At 57.5% G+C, this 16,627-nt stretch carries 10 protein-coding genes and 1 pseudogene; 4 read left to right on the forward strand and 7 right to left on the reverse strand.

The window, feature by feature from the left end:
- Positions 1 to 710: 710 nt before the first annotated feature.
- A pseudogene (locus B0G75_RS33095) lies at positions 711 to 1,039 on the reverse strand (tyrosine-type recombinase/integrase); the annotation flags it as partial.
- Positions 1,040 to 1,736: 697 nt separating this feature from the next.
- On the opposite strand from B0G75_RS33095, the gene B0G75_RS33100 reads away from it, so the two are divergent.
- Positions 1,737 to 2,123, forward strand: a complete 387-nt coding sequence (locus B0G75_RS33100; protein WP_181196753.1) for a hypothetical protein — start codon at positions 1,737 to 1,739, stop codon at positions 2,121 to 2,123.
- Positions 2,124 to 2,842: 719 nt separating this feature from the next.
- Here B0G75_RS33100 and B0G75_RS33105 read toward each other — a convergent pair.
- Complete coding sequence (locus B0G75_RS33105) at positions 2,843 to 3,034, reverse strand: hypothetical protein (RefSeq protein ID WP_106286105.1); 192 nt, start codon at positions 3,032 to 3,034, stop codon at positions 2,843 to 2,845.
- Between the two features lie 1,388 nt (positions 3,035 to 4,422).
- Here B0G75_RS33105 and B0G75_RS33110 point away from each other — a divergent pair.
- Entirely contained in the window at positions 4,423 to 6,486 is a 2,064-nt protein-coding gene (locus B0G75_RS33110; RefSeq protein ID WP_181196751.1) for a TonB-dependent receptor, read from the forward strand.
- Positions 6,487 to 6,659: 173 nt separating this feature from the next.
- Here the strand turns inward: B0G75_RS33110 and B0G75_RS33115 are convergent, their stop codons facing one another.
- Together B0G75_RS33115 and B0G75_RS33120 are read right to left on the reverse strand one after the other, a co-directional pair.
- Positions 6,660 to 7,700, reverse strand: coding sequence for a GlxA family transcriptional regulator (locus B0G75_RS33115; protein ID WP_106286103.1), 1,041 nt, complete (start codon positions 7,698 to 7,700; stop codon positions 6,660 to 6,662).
- 1,234 nt (positions 7,701 to 8,934) lie between these two features.
- Positions 8,935 to 9,282: a MarR family transcriptional regulator gene (locus B0G75_RS33120; RefSeq protein ID WP_106286102.1), complete on the reverse strand. Its 348-nt coding sequence runs from the start codon at positions 9,280 to 9,282 to the stop codon at positions 8,935 to 8,937.
- Positions 9,283 to 9,375: 93 nt separating this feature from the next.
- Between B0G75_RS33120 and B0G75_RS33125 the strand changes: the two genes are divergently transcribed.
- The gene (locus tag B0G75_RS33125; protein WP_258194156.1) at positions 9,376 to 9,981 is read left to right on the forward strand and encodes a hypothetical protein; all 606 of its coding nucleotides are present in this window, start codon (positions 9,376 to 9,378) and stop codon (positions 9,979 to 9,981) included.
- 499 nt (positions 9,982 to 10,480) lie between these two features.
- Positions 10,481 to 10,690 (forward strand): hypothetical protein, encoded by a 210-nt coding sequence (locus B0G75_RS40355; RefSeq protein ID WP_146142561.1) that lies wholly within the window; start codon positions 10,481 to 10,483, stop codon positions 10,688 to 10,690.
- A gap of 130 nt (positions 10,691 to 10,820) precedes the next feature.
- Here B0G75_RS40355 and B0G75_RS33130 read toward each other — a convergent pair whose 3' ends face one another.
- The 3 genes from B0G75_RS33130 to B0G75_RS33140 all read right to left on the reverse strand — a co-directional run bounded on the left by B0G75_RS33130 (position 10,821) and on the right by B0G75_RS33140 (position 16,215).
- Positions 10,821 to 11,552, reverse strand: a complete 732-nt coding sequence (locus B0G75_RS33130; RefSeq protein ID WP_106286101.1) for a hypothetical protein — start codon at positions 11,550 to 11,552, stop codon at positions 10,821 to 10,823.
- 138 nt (positions 11,553 to 11,690) lie between these two features.
- Positions 11,691 to 13,943, reverse strand: coding sequence for a YjbH domain-containing protein (locus tag B0G75_RS33135; RefSeq protein WP_106314154.1), 2,253 nt, complete (start codon positions 13,941 to 13,943; stop codon positions 11,691 to 11,693).
- A gap of 1,276 nt (positions 13,944 to 15,219) precedes the next feature.
- Entirely contained in the window at positions 15,220 to 16,215 is a 996-nt protein-coding gene (locus tag B0G75_RS33140; RefSeq protein ID WP_106286099.1) for a GlxA family transcriptional regulator, read from the reverse strand.
- Between the last annotated feature and the right edge of the window lie 412 nt (positions 16,216 to 16,627).

Here is a 16,627-nt window from a genome sequence, read left to right on the forward strand (position 1 = left end):
GGGGCAGATGAAACCCGCTGGGATCCAGTTGACTGCTGCAGAGCAATTCTATTCGCTGGTCATCTAAGTCATCCTTATCATATCGGCACTTTCTCGTCCTGCCATCCTTATCGCGACAGAGCCATCAGAACGCGGTCGATCTGCTTCCTCATTATTGAACAACACCTGCAACTTGCAGTACGTGCGGAAGACATTGTTCGCAACAGTGAAGTCCAGTGGACGAATAGGTCAAGGGCGGCCTCTCTTTATCCGCGGAATCGAACGCGCGCGTTTGTGGAGAAATCCACGGGCCTGACAGCTGATTGCCTTCAGAAGGCGGTTGCTCTCCCGTAAAGGCTCACTTTGCGGTCCGGCTTGAATGAAAGGATGCAACTAACCGTCTTTCGCCGTCGCGTGCCCGCCACCCGGTCTTCTATGAGGCCCGCACCGGGCTACACGGCAGGTCGCCTGTGCGATCACGCGGGAAGCGCTCGAAGCGCGATTCTGGTTACCCGCCGGTGCTGACCAGGTCCGCATGCTAAGGCTTTTGCTGACGGACGGCGCCGCATTATCGCGGTCGCTGAAAGAAGGATCCGTCTGCGTCCGGGCGAAGTGGTAGACTCAAGGCCGACGATTTCCTGATCAAGCCTTGAGTTGCCGCCGGTCGGGGGAGGGGATAGTGGCGCCGGAGTCGACCTCTCGCCGTCATCGTCCGGGTCGCGTCGAGCGTCACAGTCGATCCGGTGTTCTCGTCGGTTTCGCGATGCCGGCGATCATCGTCCATGTGCAGATACTGACTGGTTGTCGTCAGTGAGGCATGCCCGAGGTTATCGCGCACGAGTCGCAGATCGAGGTGCTGATCCGCCATATGTGACCCGGCACTGTGACGTAGCCAGTGTGCCGATGCCTACTCGAGGTGGTCAGCGCGCTGCGCATGGTCGTCGCCACGCGAACGCAACGAGTCTGCGGCGCCGCTGAAGACGTCCTTCACGATCCGGTGCAACGCGGCGCGCGTGAGTGGCTTGAGTGACTGGCCGACCGGCAGCGCGAGCGAGGTGTCTAGTAGAAGCCTGAACGACGTGGGCAAACGCTCCTGCAACATCCTCAATGCTTGGCGCAAATCGACTTGCGAAATTCAGTCTTGAATCAGGCGATATAGACAGAGTGCTTTTTGCGTAAGGTCGAGATTTGCCGCGCGTTGAATCCGACCAGAGAGAACATTCCGTGGTGGCGCGCGATAAAGGCACATCGATTGGAATTCAGTCGGTCACGAAGCAGTGCAGCCGGCTCTTTCCAGTTGCCGACGATGCGTTGGCGCATTTGGTCTAGTTCGCTCGACCACGACGACTTCCTCGCAAAGCCTCAGGCTGCGAACGCGCTCTGCTAGAGGGTATTTCGGCGGCACATTGCGAGAAATGCCGCCTGCGAATCAAACGGCAGGACTGCCCAGCGAATCGCGCCCGGTCGCTGCCCACTTCGTCGCGACTTTGTGGGTGTGATCGACACGTCGCGCCGGGTGCGCTGCGGGCCGAGGTCGGGGGAAAGCCGTTGCGAGTATGGCCGCAAGGCGAACGCCGCGCTCTCGCTGTCTCGCACTGAAGTCATCGGGGCGGCTGTTGAACATGTCGCGAGTTATCCAGCTATAATTCGTCCGTTCACCAAACGCTCCTTGTAACCTCGAATCTGTGTCTTCCAGACGAAACAAAACCCGCAGTGCCCGCGGCCATAGACCGTTGACCAAGGCGCTTTTGTTGCCAATGGATCGCGCTTCGGCGAGCGAGCAGTCGCTTGCCATTCATCTTGCTCTCGTCGCGTGTCGGAGCGGTCACGGAAATGGACACCTGATCAATGAATTGATGCGCGCGGTGTATCTGAGCTGGTTCCTGCAGCGTGCTGGATTTGGAAGTCGCCCCGTGGAGCAGTTCAGGATCGCCGAGTACGCCGTTGAAGCGACTTTGGCGCGCGCTCACGAGTGTGGCGAGTGGCGTTTGCCGGGCGACACGATTGATGACTTCGAAGCGCTTGTTGCCCTTTATGATTCGCAACTGGCCGGTGTACCGCTACACGAGGTACTTGCGGCAGAGCGGAAGCTGAGAGCGTTCCTCGCGGGGAACGCCAGTTCGCCAATCTCCATGAACGCCTGATCTGACATAGACGCCGGGGGTCGTTGGGCATTTTTCAAGGCGGCCTGTGGCTCAATGCGACCGCCGGGCTGCGCTCCCTGACTCCGACTTCAATGGTTAAGCTTCCTCGAATCGCTTTCTGGGAGGAAACTGCGCTTCCCTGTTCACCCTATGTTGGTTCACGATTTCACGATGATGCCTGTCCTTGTCCTCATACAGGGTCCCTCTCAATTATGGGAGACTTTCCTGCGGCCCTGACCTGGTTTTACCGGTAAGCCGGAATATGTTTGCATCTGTCTCCAGCGCCCAGTGCGTTTCGACGACTCAGGTGACATTGCACTGCCTGCCAAGTGGTTGGCGCCTTCCATTCAACGCCAAACCGCCCGCCGATTGCGCAGGCTGTGAGCCGCACATTACCTGGCCAGACGAAAATGTCGAGCTGCCGCGGCCCGTCGTTTTTTGAACCCACTGCGACCGCATTTTCATTTGCGCCGCGGCCGGCAAATTGCTGTTCAAAATGCCGAAATCCTCCAATGGCGGCGCACCCGGCAAATGAGAGGGTCCTGCCTCGCAGTCGACTATCTTTCTTCTGTTTTGAGCAGCGGTTCGGGCAGAAAAAAGCCCGTGCGTTCCCAGGCTGACTCCATATCAGGAGGGGACACGGAAGAGGTGGAATTCAGTTTAAAGCCATGCCCGGCAGCATTAGAGTCTGTCGGCGACGTAATTGATCGCGGCGAGCCTTATACGCTGTAGCTGTCGTTGTTTGTCGCGCGGGTCAATGCAAACTGCCCGAAGCCGTCGTCATCGGTTAGCGAGACGCCTGACGCACGACTGCGGTCAAACGCGGCGGAGAAGGTATCTTCGGCGCTACGCAACTGTGCGAAGGCGACGACGTCGCCGCACGCACCGGCCAGCAGCCCGCTCAGGATCATCGCCTGGCATAGTGTCGACTGCGTTTAGCTTGCCTTGCCGCGCTGCATGGCATCGAGCGCGACATGAACTGGCACGCAAAGACGGTTCACATCGGTACGCCGCATCGGTAACAGAATGTCTCGCTCTGACGTGCACTTGCGGACTCGGGCGGCCTTGTAATCGGGATTATCCTGACCACAGGAAAGGTGAGGGTTTGCGGGAGTGGGAAGGCCGGTGCATAAAGGTGCAGGCGCGAATGTTTCAAGCGCACGTAGCGTTGGCCAAGTTGTACGCATTGGTCCGAACTAACCGAAAAAACGAAAAAACGGCGCAACGGGCTATATGTTTCGCAGTATTGCGCAACGGGATCTGGGGATCTGCCGAGGAGTGCGGAATTTAACTTCGAGAGTTCAAAATGATGTCGATTGCTATTATCCGCAACGCCAACTTATGCGCGATAGACCATCCGCTGGGAGACAAATGGGTGCGTTCCAAGAAGAACCTGCCGTGAGCGGATATGCCCGGCGTCAAGCGGGGGCGGGGGATTGCCTCAAAGAAGTGCTCCTCGAAAGGCCCAAGGCGAGCCTATGCGATTGGAATATGCGACCGACGCAAGCGGCGCAGGGTCAAAATGTCGACTGAGCAGGACATGAAGACATGGTCATCCTGGCGATTCTGGTGCGATAAGCGATGTCGAATCGGCCGAATATAGGTCTGAACGACTTGAGGTCGTTAATGCGCGTGGAAGGAGTTAGACAAGCTATTTGCATGCCGCCGCCCCGGCCGCAGAGTGATTCTCTGAGTTCGCACATGTGCGCGTGTAGTCCGCTATCCGCGGAGTGAAGTGAAGCGCTATTCTGTTGATTAATATAGATTTATCAATAGATGCGCACGCCGGTCAACTCATATTCGGATAAGCTTTGCCGTATTCTCAATGTGCATTTCGCGCGGCGTCGCCCTGAGCTGACGCCTGCGGCCTCAATGTCGCGCTTGTTAAACATGTCGGCGTCCCGGTATCGAATGGCAATCCCGTGAGACAATCCGCAGCCCAGACGGGCAGGTCAGCCGGAGTTCTTTGTCGTTACTGTGCGAACACCATATTGATCTTTCCACTACCTTGGGCACCTCCCGCTTTGCCGCGTGCCGAATGTGCGCGCCTTGCCTCCAATGACTGTGAATGATGATGTTTGTATGTGGCCCCGTGACGAAAGTATTCATATCTTCAGAAAATCTGCGACCACCACTGATTCATCCAACGAGAGAGCATCGCCGCTTACCGCGCCTGCTTTGCGGTGTGACAAGTGTCATCGCCTTTTGCCTGGGCGGGCAGTCATGGGCGTCGGGGGCAGAGGCCGCCACCGCTCCGCCGCCACCCGAGGCTCACGTTGACCACCAGAATAAGCTAGCCATGGACCAACTTCCGCCGCTCGTCGTGACGGCAGAAAAGAAGCCTGAATTGGAACAGAAGACGCCGGTGGCCATGAGCGTATATGGCGGAGTCAGGCTCGAGGGTCTCGGTGTGAGCGACCTCAAGTCCCTGAGTACAATTGCGCCGGACGTAAACTTCGCACAGGTGCAGACGGTGGTGCCGGTCATCACGATCCGTGGCATTTCGAGCCGCGATGTGACCGAGGTCGGCGATCCCGCGGTGGTGGTAGTGACCGACGGCAGTTCAGTCAACCGTCCGTACGCGCTAAGCGGAACACTCTACGACCTCGAAGGCATCGAGGTGTTGCGCGGACCGCAGAACACGCTTTATGGGCGCAACGCCAACGGCGGGCTGATTAACATCGTCACGGCTAAGCCTGCAAAGGATGTGGAAGGTAGCGCGTCGATTGACCTCGGCAATTACAACGCCCGCAATCTCGCCGCAATGTTGAATGTTCCTGTGAACGATGCCGTGCAGTTTCGAGTCGCAGTGGTCTCGCGTCGACACGACGGGTATCTGAACAATGCGCCGCAGTCCGATGGCGACGACGAAAACACGCGTTCTGGCCGCCTCTCCGTTGCCGTGGAACCGTCCCGGGAGTTCCACGTGCTGTTTACCGTGCAGCAGACCACGATGAGGGGCGTTGGTCCGGTGTCGCTCGACATCCCGTACGTCTATAATGCCGATGAGAGCGTGTCTCACGAGAAACCTCAGTTTCCTGATGATCCGCGCACGTTCACATACGCTACGCCGCAGTCGTTAAATATTTCGGACACGCTCGCACGGTGGAGCTTCACCTACGACCTTCCCGCAGTTGAGCTAAGTTACACAGGAGGGTACGACAGCCTGGCGTACCACCACGATGGTGACAGCAGCGCGAGCCCTGGTGCACCGGTGTCGTATCAGCAGAACGAATATCCGAAAACGCAGAATCACGAATTGCGGGTGGCATCCCTCGGCGACACGCGCTGGTCGTGGCAGGCAGGCGCGTCGTACTTCGAGGAGTCGTCGTCCCTCTACAGCGCGAACGTGGCACCATTCGCGGGCGGCATGTATCTGCCAACACTCGCATTCGCCTACGACCTGCATACAGCCTCAACAGCCGCGTTCGGACAGACATCGTTTGAGCTCACGGATAAGGTCAAGCTGACGGCCGGCCTTCGAATGACCTGGGACGAAAAGAGTCGCGTTGGCGAGTACTTTTTCGCGGATTCAAGCGCGCAGCCGCTGACCTACACCCATGTGTCGCAGGACAACTCCGGTTCGTGGTCGAAGCCGACGGTGCATCTTGCGGCACAATGGTCGCCGAGTGCTGTGGTGATGACCTATATGCGATACGACACCGGCTACAAGGCGGGCGGGTTTTCATCGGCGGGACCGTACGCACCCGAAACGGTCAAGGGCGTTGAGCTGGGCGCAAAGACGCGCTGGCTCAGCGGGCGGCTGCAAATCAATGCCAGCGCGTTCGATTACGACTACACCGGCCAACAGATCTCGCAGTTGGTGCCGTTTGCGAACGGGCAAGTCGGCACGAAGATCGTCAATGCCGGACGCACGCAAATTTATGGCGCGGATACCGACGTGCTGGCGTTGATTGAGCCGATCGGCAAGATCAATCTTTCCGTGGCCTGGCTGCACGCGCGCTTCACGGATTTTCTTGTGGAAGGTGATGGAGGGCAGAATGTGCAGCTCGCTGGCAACGCACCACCGCAAAGTCCAACATGGTCAGTCGGTCTCGGTATCGAGCACGCTTGGCCAGTGCCGTCCGGCCGCCTGATCGGACGGGTGGATGCAAAATTTCAGAGCAGCCAGCATTTCACGGTATTCAATTACGGCGACGACTACGAGAAACCCCGATTGACCGCAGACCTTTCGGCGACCTATGTCCCGAATGGCAAGGACTTCGAAGTGCTTGCCTATGTGCGCAATGTCACAAACACACTTACGTATATGGCGGCTGAAGAATACTCATTCGACGACTCCTATCGATATGCGTTCGCTGCGCCGCGAACCTTCGGCGTGAAGGTGACCTACTATTGGTGAGCGGACATTGCCGGCGACTGCGGTCAAGCTCCTACCGGCATTCGATTCATTGCAAGCGTGGGTTTGTCACATTGAATAGGCGACGCTACAAAGACGCCGTGTCAGTTTGCTGGTCCTGAATCAAAATGCAAATCCTTTCTGGCAACGCGTCGCGAACACTTGAGGCGACAGTGTCATGTGCGGTTACCCGCCGATGGGACGGACCGAGTCGTGCGTGCTGGGACAGGCGGCCCGTAGGCGCGTGCCTGCAAATTCCGATAGTCGGTGGGTGTTGTCGCCAGATACTTCCTGAACAGTTTGGCCAGCCGGCCGCCGCCGCTGATACCGCAGCGTCGCGCGATCTTATCGATCGGCAGACTCGAGTCGAGGAGCATCCGGCAGCTCATATTCAGACGCGCTCGAAGGAGATAGTCGGAGGGTGTCATGCCGATTTCACTCTTGAAGCGGCGCAGGAAGTTGCGCTCGCTCATCGCCGCGACCTGCGCCGCATCATCAATTGAAACGGGAAGATCGACGTTCGCCTCCAGCCAGCGTGCAGATGCCATGATCTTCTCACTGATCTGTGTTGCCACGCTGGGCGTGCTAGGCGAAGTGAACGGCGAGTGATGCTGGGGCACGATCGACGCCGCAACCTCCCGCGCCAGATCGGACCCGAGATTCTCTTCCACGATGCGCAGCGCCGTTGATACGGCGCCCGGCGCTTCTGTCAACGACTGCGCCGGATGCGGGCTGTATGGCTCGTGACCGCCGTACTGTATCTGACAGTAGCGACTGGGAAGGCCGGCCGCCTCCAGAATCAGCCGGCCTTCCGCAATGGGGTGCACGATCTCGCTGAATGGATGCCTGCGACGTAGCCAGTTGCTTAGGCGTTCGTCGCGTGACGCCTGCTGTACTTCAGCCCCGCCGGCAATGAACAACAGGTGCGTGTCGTTCGTACCGCGGTGCGACTGGACATCGTCGGTCCAGACAAATACTGATGATGAACTGGCGATGCGCCCACCCGCGGCCGAAAGCAGCGAGACGTCGTAGCGTGCACGACCCGGCCGCTGCGCGGCAACAAGCGAGTTTGCCTTCTGGAAGATCTCGATTACTGCTGCGACCTCTGGCAGTGCAAATCCATTGAACAGCGCGATGTCGACGCGAGTCATCGCTCTTACTTGCGTCGGTGCGGTAGTTTGCCGCGAGTATCGCGGCGGTGTGCGTGCCAGCTCCATTTATCTTTCCCCAGAATGTTTTGGTCCGCAAAGCCTGTTTCGAGGCCCTATCGTTTTGTTATGGATGTGCGTTACGCAAATGACGGCGGCGTCACTATCACGCGGTCGAATACGCTAACGCCTGGAAGAGCGATTTCGAGCTCGATGGACGTTGCTAGCGATCTATGAGTAATCGTTCGGCTGTAGGCGTAGTTGGCCGGATTAACAGCTGAGTCGACATTCCGATTTTTGAGTGTGCCGCCGTTGCAAACGGCGTTTGAATTCATGCACCTACGCTTCTTGAAGGAATGGAACAGAGACATTCCTGGAAACTTTTCCAGTCGATGGCAAGCAGGGGAATAGTTCTGTCGCCTCGCGCGCGATATGAGAAAAATCGCATCCAGCCGTCAAGGAAAACACCCTGCCCCGGTAGAAGTAAGCATGGCGGCCTCGCAACGTGAGGCTGGCTTATGCCTACAATCTGTTCGACGACGTCATCAAGCAATTCGTTATTCCGGACGGTATGCGAGTTTGCACTGTTTGTCTGGGGTTGCGAGATAGCACTCAACGGCATCTTCTACGAGGCATGTGGACAATTCCACATACGACGCACCAATGTCATCGAGCACTGTCGCAGCAGTCGGGTCCCGCACTGCGTCTCCCGTAGTGCGTTTGAGTGCTGCCATTCTTGCGTGTCGCGGAAGTTTTCCGAATGATGTTTCGCTGCGCCGCAAGGAGTCTTGAAATGTTGGATAAGACGCTAGCCACCGACCTGCGACCCGACTGCCAATACGCGGTGCCGCGACAAATATGCCGGTCGGCGCGGTGCTTTCCATCTGTGTAAGCTCTCTCAGGTTCATGTTATAAAAAGTATAACGATGTCGCTGTGAGCTTGCAAGATATGCGTGCTTGCGGGCGGGTTTTTTGTTGCGGCAATATTCGAGTTATTGGATGCACGCGCAATGCAACGACTACGGGCTGCACCCCTGCCTCGAGTAGCTGCTATATGATGGCGGTGCGTGCGGAGTATTCGCTATTGCAACCCCCTGGAAGCATGCGGCACCATCGATTCAACAAAGTGAGCGGCGCCGACAATTGCATTACCGGGTCGGAGCAATCAGACGGGTTTCGCAACGGGCCTGCGTGATATTTTTTGATAGCTGTCTGCACCAACGAGCGTCCGTAGTTAGACCTGGCGTGGTATCAGGGCTTGCCCGTGTGCAATTTACCGAAGACTTCTAGAGGAGACAGAACGCTAAGCGTTCTTTGCGGCCTTCACGAGACACTCTGACAGCTTGTCAAAATGGCGCAGAGCGGCTTGCGTAAGTTCGATCTGTTTGCGCCGTGCGTCCTCGGTGTCAGACAGCATGATCCAGCCCTTGTCGCGCATGGATGTAATACGGGCATGCAAAGTGGCCGGCGAGCCGAGTTCGCTCACCCCCATCAGGTCTCTGACGGATAGCCGGTCCTTGGTTTGGGCAGCGCGGGCGACGAATTCCAGAATCCGCTCTTCCAGCGGGTCGAGCAACGGCAGCGAAGGCAGGCCGCGAAGCGCTTCGGCAAGTTGCAGAAACCGGAGGTAGAGGTCGGCAGGGCGCGTCATGGATTACGCTCAAATACAGGGTCGGTCGCACGCTGACCGATGGATGGGCTATGATGCTGCTCAGTCGATCCGGGCGATCTTTATTCTACCTCGATGTCTAGCTTACGTTTGCATTTCTGGTCGGTGGTCGGCACCGCGGTCGTCTTCATGCTGTCGCTATGGATCAATCAGGAAATCTTCACGCACACTGAGTTCGTGCGTGGTGTGAACTGGATTTACTTGCCATCTGGCGTCCGGCTTCTGAGCATATTGCTGTTAGGCGGCGACGGCGCAATCGGCCTGCTCATCGCGAGCTGGCTGGTTGACTTCTTTTACTTCTTTCCGCAAGACCCCGTTCGCTCATTTGCGGGGGGGATCATTGCGACGGTGGCGCCGTATGCGGTCTACCGGCTTGCGCTGGAGCGCTATAAACTACGTGCGTCGCTGACGAATCTCACGCCCAAGCGGCTTCTTGTTCTTGCCTTCGCATATTCAGTAGTGAATCCGCTTCTGCACCACATCTGGTTTGCTCTGCAAGGCGACACGGAGAACATTGCCGAACGTCTTTTTGCCATGTTCGTAGGCGATTTCGCGGGCGCGCTAATCATGCTCTACACGATGAAAGGCATGCTAGCGGTATTGCCAACGACACGACAAGCCGACTCGATAGTCGACCACGGAGACGAGGTGCCCCCGAGCGAGCGGCGCAAACAGATCTGACTGATTCGCGCAGGGGCATGCGGAACCAAAGCTGTCCGTTACCACTCTTGACGGGTCGGATTGCAGCCACGAATCGGCTGGCTTTCCCATTCGTTTGCGGGTTGTGCATTTACAGTACTTTTTAGCCTGCGTCTTTATCATCACGTACGCGCCGCGCGTGTCGGTTATCGGCGACGGGGTAGCCTGTCGATGCCTCCTGCCGGTACGACCCGTTGGAACCGGCCCCCTTCTACTTGCGACGGTTTTGCCACGCAAGTCACTATAAAAATCATAACAAATTGAACAGACGATTGCAAATCTGCCTTGAAGGGCTGTGACGCAAATAGTGACGTCTGCATGTCAGCCTGATTGACGGTCTGGTATGGCGAGGGCCGATAAGTTGCTGCCATCGAATCTATTCGTCCGGGATGATCGGCAGTCCTGGCGCGGGTGGACAAGCTGAACTGCAATGCTCCGCCAGATATCGGTTGTAGCGAGCTGTCCACACAGGGCTCGCATCATGGCAAAGTACAACCACGAATGCGCGCCCGAACCTGAATCGTTGCTTAAGCTTGACCGGCAAAGGCAAAGTGTTCTCGTCGAAACGTATGTCCGATTGCCCAGCGCCGGAACTGACGTCAGGCAACTCGCTCGCGACGGCGTCAGTTGCGGGCGCTTATCAACGCACGAGCAGGATGATGAACTCGCGATTGAAGTGCGTCGCCACTGAACAGCAGGTCAACATTTCGCAGCGTACTGTGCGGGCGTACGCTCGTCAAAAATCGAGCGTAGCCCGCGGCCCCGTTCGACTTACTCCCGAGTGGGAACGAGCTTGCAAGCCTCATCGCGCACCATCTTTTCTACGTCCCGGTTCCACCGGCTCCGCCCGTTCCGCCTGTTCCGCCGGTCGGGGTAGATGAGCCACCGGTGCCTGAAATGGGTGCCGCAGCGCCCGCAGCAAGCGCCGCGCTGGCAAGCGCTGCGGTGGGTTGGCCGTTACTCGTAATTGCACCGGCGGTCAGCAGGGCGTCGAGATCCGCGTCTGCCCCTGGTTGGCCCGGGGTGAACGATACAGTCAAGAACGAGTTTGTTGATAACGTTACGCCATACATGCTCTTGATCAGTCGCGCCACCGCGTTTTCTGCATTTGCTATCACCGTGCTATTCGTCAGCGCGCTCTGGTAGGTCGAATTGGTCGTGATGCCGGCAATCAGACCGTTGAGCGTCGTGCCGAGCTGTCCAGCCAGATAGCTCAAGAGTAGCTGGGTAAGCGACGTAATGTTGTATGTCCCCGCACCGGCGGCAAATGAATTGAGGACGATTGAACCACTTGTGACCGTAAGCAGGCATGGGCCGTCGAAGTGAAACGTACTCGAATATGCTCCGTTCGAATCTGAAGTCGCGTTGCTGGAGCCATTCTTACAGCTCATCTGGATGGCCCCGTTGGCCACCGGAGCGCCGACTGCTACCGTTCCTTTGATAGTCGAACGTGGCGAATCGCCGCCTCCTCCGCATGCGACGAGCGTGCTGCTCGCGAGCACAATCGATCCATACTGCAGCGCCCGCCACGCGCGGGTATCAACTAGTTTCATGGTACTTCTCCGAGAGAAAGTCACTCATAATTTCGCAGGCGGATAAGCCTGCACTGTCGCTACCTCTTGCTAACTGCTTTCACGGTCAAGCCACAACGCCATTTTTGTAGCTGTCGAGGAACCGGTTGGCTTGCCATGTCAATCCAGCTTCGGCGGCCCATTGTCCGGTCGCGCATAGCGGATATACGCGTCACGCATGCGATACATCTGCGTCGAAAAATATGCCGCGCTAAAACGTCCCTGGTTCAGCAGATATTGGCCGGTGCTATACGGGAAGTTGAGGTTCTCTGCTCCACCGGGCGACAGGTAGTTGGTCGATCCAACGCGTGTACGGAAATCCAGCGCAAACGCCTGGGCCCCGTCTACTTGAGTAATACCCGGTTTCATACCTTGACGCGGCGTGAGAGGGAAGCTGATGCTTGCACCGAGGAAGCTTCCCCGGCCGCTGTGTTCGCCATGAACACTGACAGACACATCGTCGAACCAGCGGGTCAGCGTGATAAGGGGACCCTTGTCGCCCCCCACGTAGCGTGCCACCCCAGCTTCGACCCATAGATTCCACGAAGGTTGGACCCATCGGTAGGTGATCGTTGCGTTTTCCTGATGCGACAGCGTATCTTCACCGGGCTCCTGATGCAGATAGGCGAGACGTACTCGCACGACATCCGGCCGGCCAGGGACGAACGCAGTTGTTTCGTTCTCGATGCCAATGTAGTGGTAGTTGAACTTACCTACGGCGGCCACATTCAGGACTCCCGGCATGACCCAGAAACTTTGAGCCAACGCCGCAGTGGCCAGGCCGCCGCGCAGGCGGTATTGGCTGAACACCCGGTGACTGTCCATATTCGCCGTGTTGTACAACGGGGCGATGTAGCTTGCGTACAGTTCAGCGCCACGCCACAGCGGAACGAATCCTTGAATATTCGCCCCGAAAGAAATATCGAAGTTTCCGTACTCGGTGCCATACAGATAACTCGTCACGGGCGAGATCTGAATGCGCGTGAGTCCATGACGCCGATCATCGCCATGCCATGCAATCGAGTCCGGGTCATAAGTCGGCCGCGTTCGCATCGTCATCGATGCACTTGCCGCGGAAGGTGCCCCGCCGGCGAGGAAATGTGCATAGGCTTTACGATCGACGGCGATGTCGGCGAGCGGTTCGTTGGCCTTCTTGACTACTGCGCGTATTCGCTCGATGTCACGCGGTGCATTGATACTCGCCACTCCCAGCACGATGCCAAGCGCGTCAGCCTCGTTCTGGTTGTACCGGTGGTTCTCATATTCGACGATGAGATCCCGGCCGCTGATTCCCACGCGCACGCGTTCGAGACCTGCGGCAAACAATTCCGTGGCAATCGAATCGAGCGCGGACGTGTCCAGCGACTCGGAAATGGCCGGCGCGTGCTCAGTAGACACCGCAGAGGTTGTATTGGCTACGACGACCGACGCATAGGATCGCAGCGGCGGCACAAATGGAACCGCCTCTCCGGCAGCGCGATCCGGCTGCTCCACAGCTCGTGGCTCGAGAAGCGGCTGCATGCTACGCGGCACGATAGCTTCGCTTGCGTCCGCATCGGTTGGTCCCTGCTGCATCTGAGCGTTGGTGCCATCGCACAGACCGTCTGTGCAGCGCCGTGAATTGAACCGCTCGCCGAACGGGATCTGGATGCCCACCGAGATCGATGTCCGCGGCGATACGCCGTCTATCGACCTGACCGCACGCATTATCGTAGCGATTACGTTGGCATCGGCTAGCCAGGTGATGCGGGGCGACTGATAACGCACGCCTATGTAGGGCGTCTTCGAGTCATGTTCAGCCAGCAGCGATAGTCCCGTCTGCCAGAGCGACAACTGGGCACCTCCGAATAGGCCATCAAGCCGATCGCCTTGTCCATAGCCGATTGTCAGGTTGAGCGGCCCAATGGGCTGTGATACCGCGCCGTACTTCGAGCGAAAAAAATGTGTTTGACCACCGATGTCGGTCATGCCGAACGCGATGGCCGGCTGATATTTGAAAAACTGCGGGACTGCCAATTTGACATCGGCCATCAAATGACGAAAGATAAAATGATCCTGTCCGGCGTATCTGGTCGGCACATCCGCGGGATAGTTCGCCAATCCGCCGGCCACCTCAATGTACGGCAAGAGCCCGACGGCACCCCAATAGATCTGAGAGCCTGTTGCTTGCGTACCGTAGCGGGGGTCGATGTAGTTGTTGTACTGCCCCTCGCCGACGCCCTCCGGCAATGGGAACGCATAGGGGATTACCAGACCGCCTGCCTGGCCGAGGGAGCTCAGGGCTGGGTCGACAGCGTGCGCCGACGCAGAAAATGCCAGTACAGCGCCGAGCGCCAGCGCTTGCGGCGCGGATTGAGGTCGATATATGCGCAATCTGCAGAGTCCCTTTCATGTTCAAGCCATTGACGGACGTAGCAACAAAGCTGGGATCACACGACAGAACGGATCCACCCATTGCGTTTTCCACGCGATTAACTTCTTTCGACGACTAAGAGAATTTCGTCGGTAGGCACGAAGGTGCGCAATATGGCCGCGCGTGGCTTTCACACTGCAAACAGACCAATGTCGGACTGCGTAAGAATTTCGGTACCCGCGCGAGATACCAACGGCATCCGCATAAACGGTGTCGGGTCCAACCTGCTGAAAAAGTAGAACGTCGTCATGAGCGTCAAGCGTATCTAACGAGCGCGAGCCCCGGCAACGCAGAGTCGATCGACACGTCGCTTCTTGTGAATTTGCAACTGACCTGCTCGGCACGTGCGAGCAGCCAATCGATTTGTAGGCCGCCTCGACGCTGCGGACTTGTCAAACGCACGAGCGCAACCTGGCGCTTTTCTGTAGCAAAAATCTCAACAGTCGCCCACCACTCGTCTCCGCCTCCCGATCTATGGCTCCCCTCAGATCTCTAACGTTGAAATGTCTGTGCCCTCACTGAAGAGATCTAGCCACCGGGGTCGATCCTATAGAACAATTTGAATTTCCGACACCGCGTGTCGGAATGAGACCCAATGTTGGCGAATGCAGCCATATATGAGAGCGACAGGTCCGCGAATCGTCAGTGCTGACAATCGGTGTAGTGCCCATTGGTAGCTCATTCATGGTTCTAGTGCGCGGTCTACTAAGCCATCCTGCGCCATCGTCAGGTGAAAATACGACCTTTCTGCGGCGTGGCCGGTGACCGCCGCCGGCGACACTATCAGACACTCTGCAGCGACAAGAGATGCTCGATACCCTCTCGGCTAATGCATTGCCGAACGGTTCGACGTTGCAGCGACAAGGTGCTTCGTCCCCGGGGAGGATCAGATGGCCGAGGAAAGAACGTGCCCACCCACCGGACGAGGAGGGCTTTATTCCGAGGATGACCGGGCCGCGCTTCGCGAGTCAACCAGATCATCGTTTGGATGACGGGTATATGCAAAGGTCAAGCTGGCGCCTGATGCGAGAGGACGGCAGAACTACTTGTTCTGGCCAAAGCGAACACGCCGACTTTAGAGGTGTAACATCCTGAGCCGTGCGTGACGCGCGCCTCTCGAACCCAACGGCAGTGAGCACCGTGATGCGCAATTGTGAGTGCACCGCTCGAGACTAAACCGAAAATTTCGCACAATGCGCCTTCATGTCGAATTCAAGTTGAGCGCACCGCAGACACTCAGGACGAACCACCCTGAGGGGTCGTTTTGCGCGTCCGGTAGTCGCTCGGTGTCGTCGCCAGATACTTTCTGAACAGCTTGGCCAATTGGGCGCCGCTGCCGATACCGCAGCGCCGGGCTATCTTGTCGACAGGCAAACGCGATTCGAGCAGCATCCGGCAACTCAAGTTCAAACGTGCCCGAAGCAGATAGTCGGAAGGCGTCGTACCGATCTCGCTCTTGAAGCGCCGCAGGAAGTTGCGTTCGCTCATTACTGCGACCTGAGCTGCGTCGTCAATAGAGACGGGGCGTTCGACATTAGCCTCCAGCCAGCGCGCGGAGGCCATGATTTTTTCACTGACTTGCCACTTCGCGTTGCGCGCGATTGACGAGTTAAAGGAAGTCCTGTGCCCCGGCGCGACGGATTCGGCAACCAGCCGCGCCAGTTCTGGTCCTAAGTCCTCTTCAACGACACGTAGTGCTGTCGCCACGGCGGCCGGCGCTTCACTCAGCTGGCTTGTCTGATAAAGACCGTGCGCTTCGGTGCCGCCATACAGAAGAGGGCAATACCGGCTGGGAAGTCCGGCCACCTCCAGAAGCAGCCGTCCCTCCGCGATCGGATGAACGATCTCGCTGAACGGGTGCCTCCGGCGCAACCAGTTGCCAAGGCGTTCGTCGCGGCACGCGAACTGCACGCCCGCACCGCCCGCAATGAAGAGCAGATGCGTGCCATTTGTGCCGCGGTGCGAGTCAACGCTATCTGTCCAGACGAACACCGACGACGAACTCGCAATGCGACCACCTGACGCCGACAGCAATGAAACGTCGTAGCGTGTGCGGGCCGATCGCTGCGCTGCAACGAGTGCGTTTGCCTTCTGGAAGATCTCGATAATCGCTGCAACCTTTGGCAGAGCAAAACCATTGAACAACGCTATGTCGACGCTAGTGATGTCGTTTACCTGCGTCGTCACCGTACCTTGCCGCGAGCAGCGGGGCAGAGTATGCACTGATTCCATTTTTCCCTCGGAATGTTTGACCTGCAAAGGCCTTTCTCTCGAAACTTTCTTTATTTTTGATAACACATGTTACACAAATGATTCTGACGTCATTATTACATGGTGATCGAGCTGAGCATTGGAAATTTAAGAAACTGAGCGGCTAGGAGGCGCATGAACATGGTGCGTATTCATGTCGGGTGAGTCGTGGTATGGTGCGGAAAGATACAGAGTATTAGCGAGGCATAAATTTGGGTAAATGAGACGGAGTGTATAGGGCGTCTTTTGAATTAGCTTATATGTTGAATGATTTAAAGGAAATCATCGGAACGTTGATGCCGGTACTTTGCCGCTAGCGCTTTCCGCCTTATTACGAGAGGTGGGACGGAGGCTTGATTGTTCCACGTGGAGGGTGGCTGACATGCCTCAGACC

The organism is Paraburkholderia sp. BL18I3N2, assembly GCF_003001875.1.
GTDB lineage: Bacteria > Pseudomonadota > Gammaproteobacteria > Burkholderiales > Burkholderiaceae > Paraburkholderia > Paraburkholderia phytofirmans.